11 protein-coding genes and 2 pseudogenes are annotated in these 14,796 nt (G+C 72.9%); 10 read left to right on the top strand and 3 right to left on the bottom strand.

Going from position 1 to position 14,796, the window contains the following annotated elements; genetic code table 11:
- The first annotated feature begins 123 nt into the window (after positions 1-123).
- Positions 124-3,654, top strand: a complete 3,531-nt coding sequence (locus tag B7C62_12450; GenBank protein ARF72985.1) for a transcription-repair coupling factor — start codon at positions 124-126, stop codon at positions 3,652-3,654.
- Positions 3,645-3,836 (top strand): annotated as a pseudogene (locus B7C62_12445) (hypothetical protein). The gene B7C62_12450 and the pseudogene B7C62_12445 overlap by 10 nt, the downstream one beginning before the upstream one ends.
- A 165-nt stretch (positions 3,837-4,001) precedes the next feature.
- Here the strand turns inward: B7C62_12445 and B7C62_12440 are convergent.
- Positions 4,002-4,310 carry a hypothetical protein gene (locus B7C62_12440; protein ID ARF72984.1) on the bottom strand — a complete coding sequence of 103 codons (309 nt, stop codon included), beginning with the start codon at positions 4,308-4,310 and terminating at the stop codon, positions 4,002-4,004.
- A gap of 131 nt (positions 4,311-4,441) precedes the next feature.
- Here B7C62_12440 and B7C62_12435 point away from each other — a divergent pair, with 131 nt between their 5' ends.
- Positions 4,442-5,209, top strand: coding sequence for an HNH endonuclease (locus B7C62_12435; protein ARF72983.1), 768 nt, complete (start codon positions 4,442-4,444; stop codon positions 5,207-5,209).
- A 24-nt stretch (positions 5,210-5,233) separates the two neighbouring features.
- Here the strand turns inward: B7C62_12435 and B7C62_12430 are convergent, their stop codons facing one another.
- Positions 5,234-5,893, bottom strand: a complete 660-nt coding sequence (locus B7C62_12430) for a hypothetical protein (GenBank protein ARF72982.1) — start codon at positions 5,891-5,893, stop codon at positions 5,234-5,236.
- Positions 5,894-6,064: 171 nt separating this feature from the next.
- On the opposite strand from B7C62_12430, the gene B7C62_12425 reads away from it, so the two are divergent.
- Together B7C62_12425 and B7C62_12420 are read left to right on the top strand one after the other, a co-directional pair.
- Entirely contained in the window at positions 6,065-6,811 is a 747-nt protein-coding gene (locus B7C62_12425) for an N-acetyltransferase (protein ARF72981.1), read from the top strand.
- Positions 6,812-6,940: 129 nt separating this feature from the next.
- Positions 6,941-7,075 (top strand): annotated as a pseudogene (locus B7C62_12420) (cysteine hydrolase).
- Here B7C62_12420 and B7C62_12415 read toward each other — a convergent pair.
- On the bottom strand, positions 7,056-7,778 hold the full coding sequence (locus B7C62_12415; GenBank protein ID ARF72980.1) for a hypothetical protein: 723 nt from the start codon (positions 7,776-7,778) through the stop codon (positions 7,056-7,058). The pseudogene B7C62_12420 and the gene B7C62_12415 sit on opposite strands and share 20 nt — an antisense overlap.
- Before the next feature lie 229 nt (positions 7,779-8,007).
- Between B7C62_12415 and B7C62_12410 the strand changes: the two genes are divergently transcribed.
- From B7C62_12410 to B7C62_12390, 5 genes are all read left to right on the top strand, one after another.
- On the top strand, positions 8,008-10,425 hold the full coding sequence (locus B7C62_12410) for a restriction endonuclease subunit M (GenBank protein ARF72979.1): 2,418 nt from the start codon (positions 8,008-8,010) through the stop codon (positions 10,423-10,425).
- A 101-nt stretch (positions 10,426-10,526) separates the two neighbouring features.
- The gene (locus tag B7C62_12405; GenBank protein ID ARF72978.1) at positions 10,527-11,150 is read left to right on the top strand and encodes a hypothetical protein; all 624 of its coding nucleotides are present in this window, start codon (positions 10,527-10,529) and stop codon (positions 11,148-11,150) included.
- Entirely contained in the window at positions 11,147-12,814 is a 1,668-nt protein-coding gene (locus B7C62_12400; protein ID ARF72977.1) for a serine/threonine protein kinase, read from the top strand. The genes B7C62_12405 and B7C62_12400 overlap by 4 nt, the downstream gene beginning before the upstream one ends.
- 157 nt (positions 12,815-12,971) lie before the next feature.
- On the top strand, positions 12,972-13,628 hold the full coding sequence (locus B7C62_12395; GenBank protein ID ARF72976.1) for a hypothetical protein: 657 nt from the start codon (positions 12,972-12,974) through the stop codon (positions 13,626-13,628).
- 100 nt (positions 13,629-13,728) lie between these two features.
- On the top strand, positions 13,729-14,742 hold the full coding sequence (locus tag B7C62_12390; protein ARF72975.1) for a nucleoside triphosphate pyrophosphohydrolase: 1,014 nt from the start codon (positions 13,729-13,731) through the stop codon (positions 14,740-14,742).
- The last annotated feature ends 54 nt before the right edge of the window (positions 14,743-14,796 follow it).

Here is a 14,796-nt window from a genome sequence, read left to right as displayed (position 1 = left end):
GAGCGGCTGTCACCCCCGGGTCGTAGTCTGGAATCCCCGGCTCGTCCCACGTGTCGGGCTCTTCGCGTTGCCCCGGCCGCCGCGGCGGCACCTGAACACCCCATGACCCGGACGGATGCCCCTATGAGCCTGCACGGTCTGCTGGATGTCGTCGTTACCGACCCGGCGATCGCCGAGGCGGTGAAAGCCGCCACCGACGGCCACCGCATGCACGTCGACCTGGTGGGCCCACCCGGTGCCCGGCCGTTCGCCGTGGCCGCGCTGGCCCGGCAGACCGGCAGGACCGTGCTGGCCGTCACCGCGACCGGCCGGGAGGCCGAGGATCTGGCCGCCGCCCTGCGTACGCTGCTGCCGCCGGACACGGTGGCGGAGTTCCCGTCCTGGGAGACCCTGCCGCACGAGCGCCTCTCCCCGCGCTCGGACACCGTGGGCCGCCGCATCGCCGTGCTGCGGCGCCTGGCCCACCCGCGCGAGGACGACCCGGAGACGGGCCCGGTATCGGTGGTCGTCGCGCCGATCCGTTCCGTGCTCCAGCCGCAGGTCAAGGGGCTCGGCGAGCTCCAGCCCGTGGCGCTGGCCGGTGGGCAGAGCGCGGACCTGGGGGAGGTGGTGGAGGCGCTGTCGGCCGCCGCGTACTCCCGGGTGGAGCTGGTGGAGAAGCGGGGCGAGTTCGCCGTACGCGGGGGAATCCTGGACGTCTTCCCGCCGACCGAGGAGCACCCCCTTCGGGTGGAGTTCTGGGGCGACGACGTCGAGGAGATCCGGTACTTCAAGATCGCCGACCAGCGGTCCCTGGAGGTGGCCGCGCACGGGCTGTGGGCGCCGCCCTGCCGTGAGCTGCTGCTGACCGAGAAGGTACGGGAGCGGGCCGCCGCCCTCGCCGAGGCGCACCCGGAGCTGGGCGAGCTGCTCGGCAAGATCGCGGAGGGCATCGCGGTCGAGGGCATGGAGTCGCTGGCCCCGGTCCTGGTGGACGACATGGAGCTGCTGCTCGACGTCCTGCCGAAGGACGCGATGGCGCTGGTCTGCGATCCGGAGCGGGTCCGGACCCGGGCGGCCGACCTGGTCGCCACGAGTCAGGAGTTCCTCCAGGCGTCGTGGGCGGCGACGGCGGGCGGCGGGGAGGCCCCGATCGACGTGGGCGCGGCCTCGCTGTGGAGCATCGCGGACGTCCGGGACCGGGCCCGCGAGCTGGGGATGATGTGGTGGTCGACCTCTCCCTTCGCGGCCGACGACGCCGACCACGACGAGGACACCCTCAAGCTGTCGATGCACGCCCCGGAGGCGTACCGGGGCGACACCGCCCGTGCGCTCGCCGACACCAAGGGGTGGCTGGCCGACGGGTGGCGCACGGTGTACGTGACGGAGGGCCAGGGGCTCGCCTCCCGTACGGTCGAAGTGCTCAGCGGCGAGGGCATCCCGGCGCGTCTGGCGCCGGACCTCACCGAGATCCCCCCGTCCCTGGTCCATGTCTCCTGCGGCGCCATCGACCAGGGCTTCGTCGACCCGGCGCTGAAGCTCGCGGTGCTCACCGAGACCGACCTCACCGGCCAGCGCACCGCCACCAAGGACCTCGGCCGGATGCCGGCCCGCCGCCGCAAGACGATCGACCCGCTGACGCTGGAGCTCGGGGACTACATCGTCCACGAGCAGCACGGTGTCGGCCGGTACGTGGAGATGGTGCAGCGCACGGTCCAGGGCGCGACCCGCGAGTACCTGCTGGTCGAGTACGCCCCCGCCAAGCGCGGCCAGCCCGGCGACCGGCTCTACATCCCGACCGACCAGCTGGAGCAGGTCACCAAGTACGTGGGCGGCGAGGCCCCGACCCTGCACCGGCTCGGCGGCGCCGACTGGACGAAGACGAAGCAGCGGGCGAAGAAGGCGGTCAAGGAGATCGCCGCGGACCTGATCAAGCTGTACTCGGCCCGGATGGCGGCCCCCGGCCACGCCTTCGGCGCGGACACGCCCTGGCAGCGGGAGCTGGAGGACGCGTTCCCGTACGCGGAGACGCCGGACCAGCTCTCCACGATCGCCGAGGTCAAGGAGGACATGGAGAAGACGGTCCCGATGGACCGGCTGATCTGCGGTGACGTGGGGTACGGGAAGACGGAGATCGCGGTCCGGGCGGCGTTCAAGGCGGTGCAGGACGGCAAGCAGGTGGCGGTGCTCGTCCCCACCACACTCCTGGTCCAGCAGCACTACGGCACGTTCACCGAGCGCTACTCCCAATTCCCGGTCAACGTCCGCGCCCTGAGCCGCTTCCAGTCGGAAACGGAGTCCAAGGCGACGCTCGAAGGGCTGAAGGACGGCTCGGTCGACCTGGTCATCGGCACCCACCGCCTCTTCTCCTCCGAGACGAAGTTCAAGGACCTCGGCCTGGTCATCGTGGACGAGGAGCAGCGGTTCGGTGTCGAGCACAAGGAGCAGCTGAAGAAGCTCCGCGCCAACGTGGACGTCCTCACCATGTCCGCGACGCCCATTCCCCGTACGCTCGAAATGGCGGTCACCGGCATCCGCGAGATGTCCACGATCACCACCCCGCCGGAGGAGCGCCACCCGGTGCTCACCTTCGTCGGTCCGTACGAGGAGAAGCAGATCGGCGCGGCGATCCGGCGTGAACTCCTGCGGGAGGGCCAGGTCTTCTACATCCACAACCGGGTCGAGTCCATCGACCGGGCCGCCGCCCGCCTCCGCGAGATCGTCCCCGAGGCGCGGATCGCGACAGCGCACGGGCAGATGTCCGAACAGGCTCTGGAACAGGTGGTGGTGGACTTCTGGGAGAAGAAGTTCGACGTCCTGGTCTCCACGACGATCGTCGAGTCCGGTATCGACATCTCCAACGCCAACACGCTGATCGTGGAGCGCGGCGACAACTTCGGCCTCTCCCAGCTGCACCAGCTGCGCGGCCGGGTGGGCCGAGGCCGCGACCGGGGCTACGCCTACTTCCTGTACCCGCCCGAGAAGCCCCTGACGGAGACGGCTCACGAGCGCCTGGCGACGATCGCCCAGCACACGGAGATGGGCGCGGGCATGTACGTGGCGATGAAGGATCTGGAGATCCGCGGCGCGGGCAATCTGCTCGGCGGCGAGCAGTCGGGCCACATCGCGGGCGTCGGCTTCGACCTGTACGTACGCATGGTGGGCGAGGCGGTCGCCGACTACCGGGCCCAGATGGAGGGCGGCGCCGAGGAGGAGCCCCCGCTCGAGGTCAAGATCGAGCTCCCGGTCGACGCGCACGTCCCGCACGACTACGCCCCCGGCGAGCGCCTGCGCCTCCAGGCGTACCGCGCGATCGCCTCGGCCACCTCGGAGGACGACATCCGCGCGGTCCGCGAGGAGCTCACCGACCGCTACGGCCCCCTGCCCGAACCGGTCGAGAACCTCCTCCTGGTGGCCGGCCTGCGCATGCTGGCCCGCGCCTGCGGAGTCGGCGAGATCGTCCTCCAGGGCTCCAACATCCGCTTCGCCCCGGTGGAGCTGCGCGAGTCCCAGGAACTGCGCCTCAAGCGCCTCCACCCCAAGACGGTCATCAAGCCCGCCGCCCACCAGATCCTGGTCCCGCGCCCGACGACGGGCCGCATCGGCGGGAAGCCGGTGGTGGGCCGGGAACTGCTGTCGTGGACGGGGGAGTTCCTGACGACGATCCTGGGGTAGCGGTCCGCTCCCCTTCCCGAGCCACCGTGCCCCGCTACCGCCTCCTCCGCCTCCCCGGCGACCTGCCGGTCCTGCGCACCCTGCGCGTGGTGTTCAGCGACCACGACCGGCCCATCGAGGCCACGGTGATGGTCAAGGCGGGGCACCTGTACGAGGTGCAGTACGAGTTCACCCCGGGGTGACCGGCACCTTACCGATGCATCCGGCCGGAGGTGTCGGTACAGGCCAGCAGGGTGTTCAAAGTGAAGGCGAAGCGGCGAACGGGCCAACGGGCCCGAACCTCCCTGATCTTGGGTCCATTCAGCCCGTTCGCCGGTGGGCTACTGGAGGGCGGGGCCCGGCCGCCGTCACCCCTCGGCGGCGGTCTCCCGGATCAGCGGTTCGAACTCCCGCCGTACATAGACGTCGAACGGGGCCGTCAGGGCGCCGTCGATCACCCGCCGCACCCGGTGCCGCGCCGCGAGTTCCTTGATCGTGGCGCGGGAGTCCGGCCCCACACCCCCGCCGATGATCAGCACCCCGAACTCCTCGGTCTCCAGCAGCTTCCGGGTCTCCTCGTCGGTGCTCACCCCCTCCGCGTCGAAACCGTCCTCGTGCAGCGTGGCCAGCACAGCTGCCACCCTGGCGGGCGTCCTTCCCAGCACCAGCGTCCTCATGGCCGTTCCTTCCGGGGTACGTCTCAGCACGTCGACAAGGGCACCCCGACCCTAGAAGCTCAACCCGACTTGAGGTCAACCATAGGATTCGGGTGTCCGGTTCCCTCCCCCCCTCGTCAGGACGGCCCCTCGTGCTCCCTCCCCGTACGCCCCGGGCCCGGGCCGTGGCGCTGTCCGCCCTCGGTGCCCTTGCCGTGCTCGCCCTGGCCGGGTGCGGCCCCGACGGGCGTGCGGGCGGAAGCGATGGCGGGGAGTCCGTCGACGGGTTCGGGGTCAGTCCGCTGGGGAATCCCGACGGTACGGGGCCGGGGCTCGCGCCCATCGTGTCGGACGGGGAGCGGGCCGCCGCGCGGGCGGTCATCGAGAAGGTCGCCACCAAGGGGCGTGGCCCGAAGACCGGGTACGAGCGGAGCAGGTTCGGCCCGGCGTGGAAGGACGAGATCGACGGGGTCCCGTTCGCCCGGAACGGCTGTGACACCCGCAACGACCTCCTCGCCCGCGACGGCCAGGACATCAAGCACCGCTCGGGCTCCCACTGCGTCGTCGTCGCGATGAAGCTCAAGGACCCCTATACAGGCGAGTCCATCGACTGGCGCAAGCGGCAGGCGGACCGGGTGCAGATCGATCATGTGGTGCCGCTCTCGTACAACTGGCAGCTGGGCGCCGCCCATTGGAGCGCGGCCGAGCGCCAGCGGATCGCCAACGACCCGCTCAACCTCCTGCCGGTGGACGGCCCGGCCAACAACGCCAAGGGCGACTCCGGTCCGGCCTCCTGGCTGCCGCCGTACAAGCCGGTCCGCTGCTCGTACGCGGTGCGGTTCGCCCAGGTTGCGCTGAAGTACGGGCTCCCCGTCACCGCGCCGGACAAGCGGGTCATGCTTGCCCAGTGCGGGGGGTGAGTGCGCCTATCCGCCGGACGCGCCCTAGACCTTGCCGCCGCAGATCACGTCGTACGGGCGGCCCATCGCCATCATCAGCTGCATCGGTTCGGTGGTCCCCGGCGGGCACTCCTCCTTCTCCTTGACCAGGTCGAGCACCTTGAAGGCGTCGGACCCGGCCTCGGCGCAGGCGATCTCCTTGGCGGTCGGGGTGATGCAGTCGCCCTTCACCAGCTGGCCGCCCCCGGCGCCCGCGTCCCCGGGGTGGTCGCCGGACAGGTTCCGGCCGCAGACGGTGTTGGTGGGGATGCCGCTGCTCTTCTTGTTGTCGCCGGAGCCGAAGACCCGGGAGACCTGGATGATCAGGTCCGTTCCGGCCGGGCACTGGATGGCGTTGGGCAGGATGCTCGCGCTCTTGATCTCCAGCGCCTTGAAGGTCGCCCCGGCGTCGTCGCAGTCGAACGCGCGGTAGCCGTCCGGCTTGTTCTCCGGGTCCGGTCCGCCGCAGTCACCCACCTCCCAGCTGCCGCCCTTGCCGTCCGAGGCGGAGGAGGGGGACGAGGACGCCGTGGACGACGAGTCCTTGTCGCCGAACACCTTCGACGCGCCGTAGGCCAGGCCGAGGATCACCGCCAGCACCACGAGGCTCTGCAGACACCCGGCCCCTCTCCTGGGGCGGGACGGCGTGCTGCCTGGCTGGGTCATGGTGCTGCTCCTCGTCGAGTGGCGTACGGGCACGAAGTCACGGCTGGGGACGCGGCATGGACACTTCACGGTTCCGGCTTCCGGCAGGCGGCTGCGGGACGCCCGCCCGGAGGGTCCCCGTATGGGGAAAATGGCTGGTCACAGCGGTACGGTGCGGTTAGGGTCCGCCGCATGGATCTGCACATCACCACGCTCGCCGAACGCCCCGAGCTCGCCGATGCCCTGGGCCGGATGCCGGACACCTGGCCGGAGTTCGTCCTGGAGGACATCGTCGGCTGGGCGAACTTCGGGCGGATCGCCGTCGAGTTCCCGCAGTACGTGCTCGTCGCCACCGACCCGGACGGCACCGTGGTCGCCCGCGCCTACAGCGTCCCCTTCGAGCTGAACGCCCCCGGGCGCGAGGAGTTGCCTGTCGGCGGCTGGGACCGGGTGCTGCTGTGGGCCTTCTCCGACCTGCGGCGCGGGCGGACCCCCGACACCGTCAGCGCGATCGAGATCACGGTCGCCACCGGCCACCACGGCAAGGGGTTCTCGGGCCGGATGCTGGCCGCGCTGCGGGAGAACGCCCGACGGCTCGGCTTCGGCGAGGTCGTCGCCCCGGTGCGGCCGAGCGGCAAGCACCTGCGGGCCGCGCTGCCGATGGAGGAGTACGCCCGGCTCACCCGCGCCGAGGACGGGCTGCCGGAGGACCCGTGGCTGCGGGTCCACGTCCGGGCGGGCGGGGTCGTGGACTCCGTGGCCCCGGTGTCGATGACGGTGAGCGGGACGCTCGCGCAGTGGCGGGAGTGGACCGGGCTGCCGTTCGACACGGAGGGGCCGGTGGAGGTGCCGGGCGCGCTGGTGCCGGTGCACTGCTCGCCCGCGCACGGGTACGCGGTCTACGCGGAGCCCAACGTGTGGGTGCGGCACCGGGTGTGAGGGGGAGGGGTGCGCGGGGGGAGGGCGCGCGGTGATGCGTGATTCCGGTGCGCCCTGGGGGCGTGATTCCGGTGCGGTCGGCGGCCCGGGGCGCCTGTTCCGGCGGCCCCCGCTTCCGGCCCCCGCCCTGCCTCCGGCCCGTACGCCGCGCCGGAGGCGTCGATCGCGCACCACAGCGAGATCTACCGGAACCTGAGCTTCCCGGGGCGGAGCGGCCGTGTGCTGCCCGCCGCCGAGGTGGACTTCACTGCCCCAGGTCGATGATGTCCTTCGCGGCGGGCTTCTTCGCCACGACCGGCTTGCCGAAGTCGGACAGGTTCATCGTCATCGGCTCCTTCCCGCCCTCGGACGTGATCCGCAGGATGTACGGCTCGCCCTCGGTGGCCACCAGGATCGTGAACTTCTCCTTCCCGTCCTTCTCCGTCAGCCGTAGGGCGCGCTTGCCGTCGACCTCCGTCTGACCCGCCTTGCGCGCCGCCGTGTCCTTCGCCTCCACGTCCTTCAGCAGCCCCTTGAGGTCACAGAACTCCGTCATGTCCTTGGCGTCCGGGTCGGACGCCTTCATCGCCATCCAACGGCCCGCGAGCATCTCCACCGTCGCGTCGACCTCCGCCGCCGGCTCGCCCTTCCCCTCCGAGCGCAGCAGCGCCTCGTCGTACTTGGTGTAGACGGTGCCGCCGGTCCTGATGATCTCCACGGACCCCTCCGTGCCCTGGGCGAGGGTTCCGGTGCACTCCCCGGACGTGCTGCTGGAGAAGTCGGCCTTGATCCGGCCGTCCTCGGTGACCATGTCGACGGAGAGCCGCAGCGACGCGGCCTTCTTGGTCGCCGTGATGGCCTTGGTGGTGACTTCGGAGCCCGACAGGTCCCCGAACGGGCCGGCGGCCGTGCCGGACCCGCAGGCGGCGAGGGCCACCAGGGCCAGCCCACAGGAGGTGTTGACGGCGATACGGGTGACGAGACGCATGAAGAAGGCTCCGGTGATGTCGCTGAAGACGGTGGCATCGGTGCGGCGGTGATCGGCCGAACGGATGAGGCAATAACAGCAGAGCCTGTGAACCGAGTCAACACGATTCATGCGCGATGGATCGGGCAACGCCCTTTCTGGGTGTCGTCGGAGTGAGTCGCTATGCTCGCGATACGCGGTACACGTACGGACCGAGCAGAGCAGCGCGGCGAAGCGGGGAGAGAAGTCAGTGCCGGATCAGACGACAGAGGTGACCGCGGCGGGCATCGCGCGCCTCGCGGGTGTGGGGCGGGCCGCCGTCAGCAACTGGCGCCGCCGCCATGCCGACTTCCCCCAGCCCGTCGGCGGCACCGAGACCAGCCCCTCCTTCGCGCTCCCCGAGGTGGAGCGGTGGCTGCGCGATCAGGGCAAACTCGCCGAGATCCCGCTCCGTGAACGGGTCTGGCAGCAGGTGGCCGGCCACCCGGAGGGCGCGGTCACCGCCCTGGTCCACACCGGCTGCGCCCTGCTGCTCGTCCGGGACCGGCCCACCGCCTGGCTGGAGCTCACCGCCGTCTCCGACGAGCGGATGGCCGCCGTGCTGCCGCACGCGGTGGAGGACGTGCTCGCCGCCCGGCTCGGCCCGGACGCGGGGACGCCGCCCCGGAGCGGGGCATCTGTCCCACCCGGCCGCGCCACTGCTTCGGTGCTCGCGGGTGCGGGTGCGGGTGCGGGTGCCGGTGTCGATACCAACGCCGGTGCGGGTGCTGATGCCCGTACAGGTTCCGGTGCCGACGCCCGTACAGGGTCTGGTGCCGATACCCGTACAGGCTCCGGCGTCTATACCCGTACAGGCTCAGGCGTCAGCGTCGGCGCCGGGCCGCGTTCGGGCGACGGCGGGAGTGCTGCCGCCTCCTCCGTTCACACCGCCCACGCCGTTCACACCGCCCGTCCCGTACGCACCCCCTCCGCCGACGCCCTCCTCCCCTCCGTCCCGCTCCTCCGGGCCGCCGCCGAGCTGGCCGCCGGGATCGGGGCCGGGCAGACCTTCGAGTTCCTGCTCGGCCGACAGCTCGACGCCAACCCGCGCCAGTACACGCTGACGCCCCCCGGCCTCGCCGAGCTGATGGCCGCCCTCGCGGAGAGCGGCAAGGACACGGACCCGCCGGGCGGCGGCAGGCGGCCCGTCCGCAGGGTCCTGGACCCGGCCGCCGGTACGGGGACCCTCCTGCGCGCGGTCGCCGGGCCCGCCGAGCTCCTCGCGCAGGAGGCCGACCCCTCCCTCGCCGCGCTCACCGCCCTGCGCCTCGCCCTGCACGGTGACGGCCCGTCGGGCCGCACCCCCGCCCGTACCGTCCGTACCGGCGACTCGCTGCGCGCCGACGCCTTCCCCGGGCTCACGGCCGACACCGTGCTCTGCCACCCGCCGTTCAACGAGCGCAACTGGGGCCACGACGAACTGGCCTACGACCCGCGCTGGGAGTACGGCTTCCCCGCCCGCACCGAATCCGAACTGGCCTGGGTCCAGCACGCCCTGGCCCGGCTGCGCACCGGCGGCACCGCCGTCCTGCTGATGCCGCCCGCTGCCGCCTCCCGCCGCTCCGGCCGCCGCATCCGGGCCGACCTCCTGCGCCGGGGCGCCCTGCGCGCGGTGATCGCCCTCCCGGCCGGTGCCGCACCCCCGTACGGCATCCCGCTCCACCTCTGGGTCCTGCGCAAGCCGGGCGGCGAGCTCCGCCCCGTACCCGAACTGCTCCTCGTCGACGCCACGGAGACCACCGACTCCTCCGCACCGGGCACGGCCCCCGCGTCCACGGCCGGCGGACGCGACCGGCTCGACTGGCCCGCCGTGCACACCGCCGTCCTCGACGCCTGGTGCGACCGGGCGGACCACCCCGGCGTCAGCCGCGTCGTGCCCGTCATCGAACTCCTCGACGACGACGTGGACCTGGCCCCGGCCCGCCATCTGCCCCGCCCCGCAGCCGGGGGCGGAGCGGCCGGGCTCGGTGACGTACGGGAGCGGCTGGCCGAGACCCTGCGGCTCACCGCCGACCTCACCCCGCCGCCCGCCGAACTCTCCGCACCGGCCCGCTGGCCGCTCACCACCGTCGGCGAACTCGCCCGCGCCGGAGCGCTGTTGTTGCGTACGAGTACGGTCACGACGGGCACGGGACCCGGCCCCGTCCTCACCGAACAGGACGTCCTCACGGGCGCGGCCCCCACCGGCCCGGCCCCCGCCCCCACCGCCCCTGCCGCCCCCTCCGACGACCCCGTCCTCCTCGAACCCGGTGACGTCGTCGTGCCCGTCCTCGGCGGCGGCTCCGTCGCCCGGGTCGTCGACGGGGCGACCGCCGGTGCCGCGCTCGGCCGCAACCTCCAGCTGCTGCGCCCCGACCCGGCCGCCATCGACCCCTGGTTCCTCGCCGGGTTCCTCCGCGGCACCGCCAACAACCGGCAGGCCAGCAGCTACGCCTCCACCGCCGCCCGGCTGGACGCCCGCCGCCTCCAGCTGCCCCGGCTGCCGCTGGACGAACAGCGGCGGTACGGGGAGCAGTTCCGCGCCCTCGCCGCGTTCGAGGACGCCCTGCGTACGGTGGGACGGCTCGGCGGGCAGCTGGTCCGGGGGATGTACGACGGTCTGACGGACGGTACGGTCACGCCCCGGTGACCTCATGAGCAACGGTTGGGTACAACCGGGACGGTCTGTCGGCAGCGGTGTATACGCTCACTGCATACGTCCGACTCACGTTCGCCTCCCAGGAGCAGCACATGCACGGCTACGGCTACCCGCCGCAGCAGCCGCCGACGTCCCGGCCGTCCTCGGGAACGCTCATCTGGCTGCGTGTGATCTTTGTCGCGCTGACCGTGCTGAGCTGCGGTTTCCTCGGGTGGGCGGCGTTGCTGAGGCTCGCGGTCGTCACCCGTAGGGCCCGCGACTGGTGGCTGCTGGCGGTCGTGTTCGTCCTCACGGTCGGCGTGTTCGCCTACTTCGGGTCCCTTCCCGACGGGGAGGAGGAGCTGACGGACGCCCAGGCGGGGGTCGGTGTCATCTGGCTTCTCGTGCTGGTGGCCGGCGTCATCACGTACTACCTGATCATGGACATCCGGCACTTCTCGACGCCGGGGCAGGGGCCGTACGACAGCCTGCGGCAGACCCCCGTGCCCAACACGAACCCGTACGGGACCTCCGTCGGCCACCACCAGGCCCCCGCCCGGCCGCAGCACACGACCCCGTCCCCGGTGCGGCCCCCCACCCCGAACCCGTACACCGTCCAGGCCCCGCCGCCCACCCCCGCGCCCCAGCGGCTCGACCAGGTCCGGGCCGAACTGGACGAGCTCAGCGACTACCTCCGTAAGGAGAACAAGGAGAACAAGGAGGGCGAAGGCCGGTGAGCGGCCGTGTCATCGCCGGGCGGTACGAGCTGGCCACCGTCCTCGGCCAGGGCGGCATGGGCCAGGTCTGGACGGCGTACGACCAGCGCCTGGACCGCCGCGTCGCCGTGAAGCTGCTGCGCCCGGACCGGGTCGCCGGGCCCACCGGCAGCGCCGCCGCCGACGAGCTGCGCCGCCGGTTCGTCCGCGAATGCCGGGTCACCGCGCAGGTCGACCACCCCGGGCTCGTCACCGTCCACGACGCGGGGAGCGACGGCGATGACCTCTTCCTTGTCATGCAGTACGTGGAGGGCGCCGACCTCGCCGACCACCTCGCCGAGCAGGACCCGTACCCCTGGCCCTGGGCCGTCGCGGTCGCCGGCCAGCTCTGCGCCGTCCTCTGCGCGGTGCACGCCGTGCCGATCGTCCACCGCGACCTGAAGCCCCGGAACGTGATGGTCCGCCCCGACGGCACGGTCACCGTCCTCGACCTCGGCGTCGCCTCCGTCCTCGACACGGACACCACCCGCCTCACCCACACCGGCTCACCGATCGGCTCCCCGGCCTATATGGCGCCCGAGCAGGCGATGGGCGGCGCGGTCGGCCCGTACACCGATCTGTATGCCCTCGGGGTGCTCCTGCACGAACTGCTCAGTGGAGACGTGCCGTTCGCCGGGTCCACCGCGCTCGGCGTGCTGCACCGCCACCTCTACGAGCCCCCGGCCCCCGTCCGCCGCGCCCGCCCCGAGATCCCCGCCGCGCTGGAAGCGCTCGTGCTGCGGCTGCTCGCCAAGGACCCGCAGGACCGGCCCGCCTCCGCGCAGGAGGTGTACGAGGAGCTGGCCCCGCTGCTGCCCAAGCAGGGCACCCCCGCCGGGCCGCTCGACCCGACCCGCCCCTTCCTGCGCCCGCACGCCCCCTGGCCGGACCGGGCCGCCACCCCGGCCACCGCGCCCGTACCGCCCGAGGACCGGCCCGCCGCGACCCCGTGGCCCGCCGTCGCCTCGCTGATCTCCCCGGCGCCGCAGCTCTCCTCCACGCAGCTTCCGGCCTCGCAGCTGCCGCCCCCGCCGCTCACCGCGCCGACCTCCTTCACCCCGCCGCCGCCCGCCCGGCCGGACGTGGCCCGGGCCGTGGACGAGGTCAAGAAGCTGCTCGGCGAGGGCCGCATCACCCAGGCTGTGGACATCCTCGGCTCCATCCTCCCGGCCGCCGCGGCCGAGCACGGCGAGCGCTCCCCGGTCGTCCGCATCCTGCGCAAGCAGTACGCGGCGACGCTGATGGACGACGGGCAGTACCGCCGCGCCCTCCCGGAGCTGCGCCGCCTCGCCGAGGACCGCACCGCCGAGACCGGACCGGCCGACGCCCAGGTCCTCCAGTTCCGTTACGACGCCGCCCAGTGCCTGGAACAGCTCGGGGAGGCAGCGGCGGCGCTGGCGGAGTACCGCGCGGTCCTGCCCTTCTACGAGAACGCCTACGGCCCCGTCACCACCGACCCCGGCCGGGCGCTCGACATCCGCCACCGCATCGGACAGCTCCTGCTCGCGGTCGGGGAACACACGGCGGGCCGCGCCCAGCTCCAGGCCCTGCTGTACGACGCCGAGCGCACCTATGGGCCGCACCACCCGCTCCCCGTCGACCTGCGCCGCCGCCTCAGCCACCAGCAGGACGTCCGGGGCGGCTGAGCACGGGGCCTCCCGCCGCCCGCCCACATCCCCAGCTCCTTCCGCGTCGTTGGTCGAATCAGTTGTCCGAATCAGTGGCACCGATCACATCCACTGCCTACCATCGATCACCGCAAGGCTTGTGCACCGATGCACAAACTCTCCCCGGGAGGCTCCTTTGCACCGCCGTCGTCGCACCGCGCTCGCCGTCTCCGCCGCAACTCTGCTGGCGGCCCCCCTTCTGGCCGCCTGCGGCAACGAGGCCCACCCCGGTGCCGCGGCCGTCGTGGGCGGCGAGCGGATCGAGGTCTCGGCGGTCCAGGCCCGGGCGGCCGACGTCCGTGCCGCCCAGGAGAGTTCGCCCGAGGCGGCCCAGCTGGTCAACAAGTCGGGCCAGCTCAACCGCGCCAAGCTGCACGGGCTGATCTTCGGCCGCATCCTGGACAAGGCCGCCGAGGACGCCGGGGTCACCGTCACTCGCAAGGAGATCCAGGACGCCCGGACCGCGAGCCGCGCCCAGGCGGGCGGCGAGGAGCAGCTGCGGGCGATGATGCTCCAGCAGCGCTGGGTCGCCCCGGACCAGATCGACGCCGACATGCGCCAGGAGGTCCAGCTTCCGAAGCTCGCCGAGGCGCTCGGCGCGGACCTCGGCACCCCGGCCGGCCAGCAGGCCGTCGGCGAGGCGCTGACCAAGGCGTCGAAGGCGCTGGACATCGACGTCAACCCGCGCTTCGGCACCTGGGACGACCAGAAGATGCAGCTCGGCAACTACCAGGCGCCCTGGATCACCCAGGTCACCGAGTTCGCCCCGGAGAACCCGCAGGCGGGCGCCTGACCGAGGGGGCGGCCCCCGGTGACCGGCCGGAGGGGGCGGATCGAGGCGGCGGGCCGAGGGGGCGGATCGAGGTTCCGGGCAGAGGGGTAGGTTCGACGGGGTGAACGCTGAAGCCCCCGCCACCTCCTCCGGCACCCCCGGACGGATCGTCCTGCTCACCGCCAGCCACCGGGTCGCCCCCGGCCTGCTGTCCTGGCCGGCCTGGCAGACGCTCCACGCCGCCGACCGGGTCCTGACCGCCGACCCGGACCACCCGCAACTGCCCTACCTCCGCGAGGCGGGCGTCCACGTCGAGCACGCCGCGCCCTCCGCCGACGAACTGGTCGCCGCCTGCGCGGGCGGCCGGAGCGTCGTCGTCCTGGTGGGCGGCGAGGGCGACAGCCTGCTGACCGACGGACTGGCCCGGCTCGGCGGCTCGGGCCGGGTGGCCATGCCGGACCTGGAGCTGCTCCCCGGCTCGTACGACCTGCCCGGCGCCCGCCTCCTGGACCTGGTCCAGGTCATGGACCGCATCCGCCGCGTGTGCCCCTGGACCTCGCGGCGGACGCACAAGGGCCTCGCCAAGTACGCCATCGAGGAGGCGTACGAACTGGTCGAGGCGATCGAGGACGGCGACCGCGACGAACTCCGCGAGGAGCTCGGGGACGTACTGCTCCAGGTCGTCTTCCACGCGCGCATCGCGGAGGAGGACCCCGAGGAGCCGTTCGACGTGGACGATGTGGCGGGCGGCCTCGTCGAGAAGCTGATCCACCGCCACCCGCACGTCTTCGGCGAGGAGACCGCCGAGACCCCGGAGGACGTCCACGCGCACTGGCTGCGCACCAAGGCGATCGAGAAGCAGCGGACCTCGGTCACCGAGGGCGTCCCGCTCGGTCAGCCGGGCCTGGCCCTCGCGGCGAAGCTCGGCAGCCGCGTCCGTACGGCCGGACTCGACGTCCCCCTCCCGTCCGGCGACACCATCGGTTACGAGCTCCTCGCCCTCGCCGTACGCGCCGAGGCGTCCGGCACCGACCCGGAGGCCGCCCTCCGCGCGGCGGCCCGCGCCTACCGCGACGCGATCGTGGCGACGGAGACCGGGGGAAGCGGGGAGAGCGCGGAGCCGGGCGCGCGGTAGGCGCGCCGGAGCCGGTACGTGCGCGGGCGCCCGGCTCCGTACCGCGCACGCCCC

Origin of the sequence: Kitasatospora albolonga (assembly GCA_002082585.1) — a bacterium.
Lineage (GTDB): Bacteria > Actinomycetota > Actinomycetes > Streptomycetales > Streptomycetaceae > Streptomyces > Streptomyces stephensoniae.
This window is presented reverse-complemented; position numbering and strand designations above follow the sequence as displayed.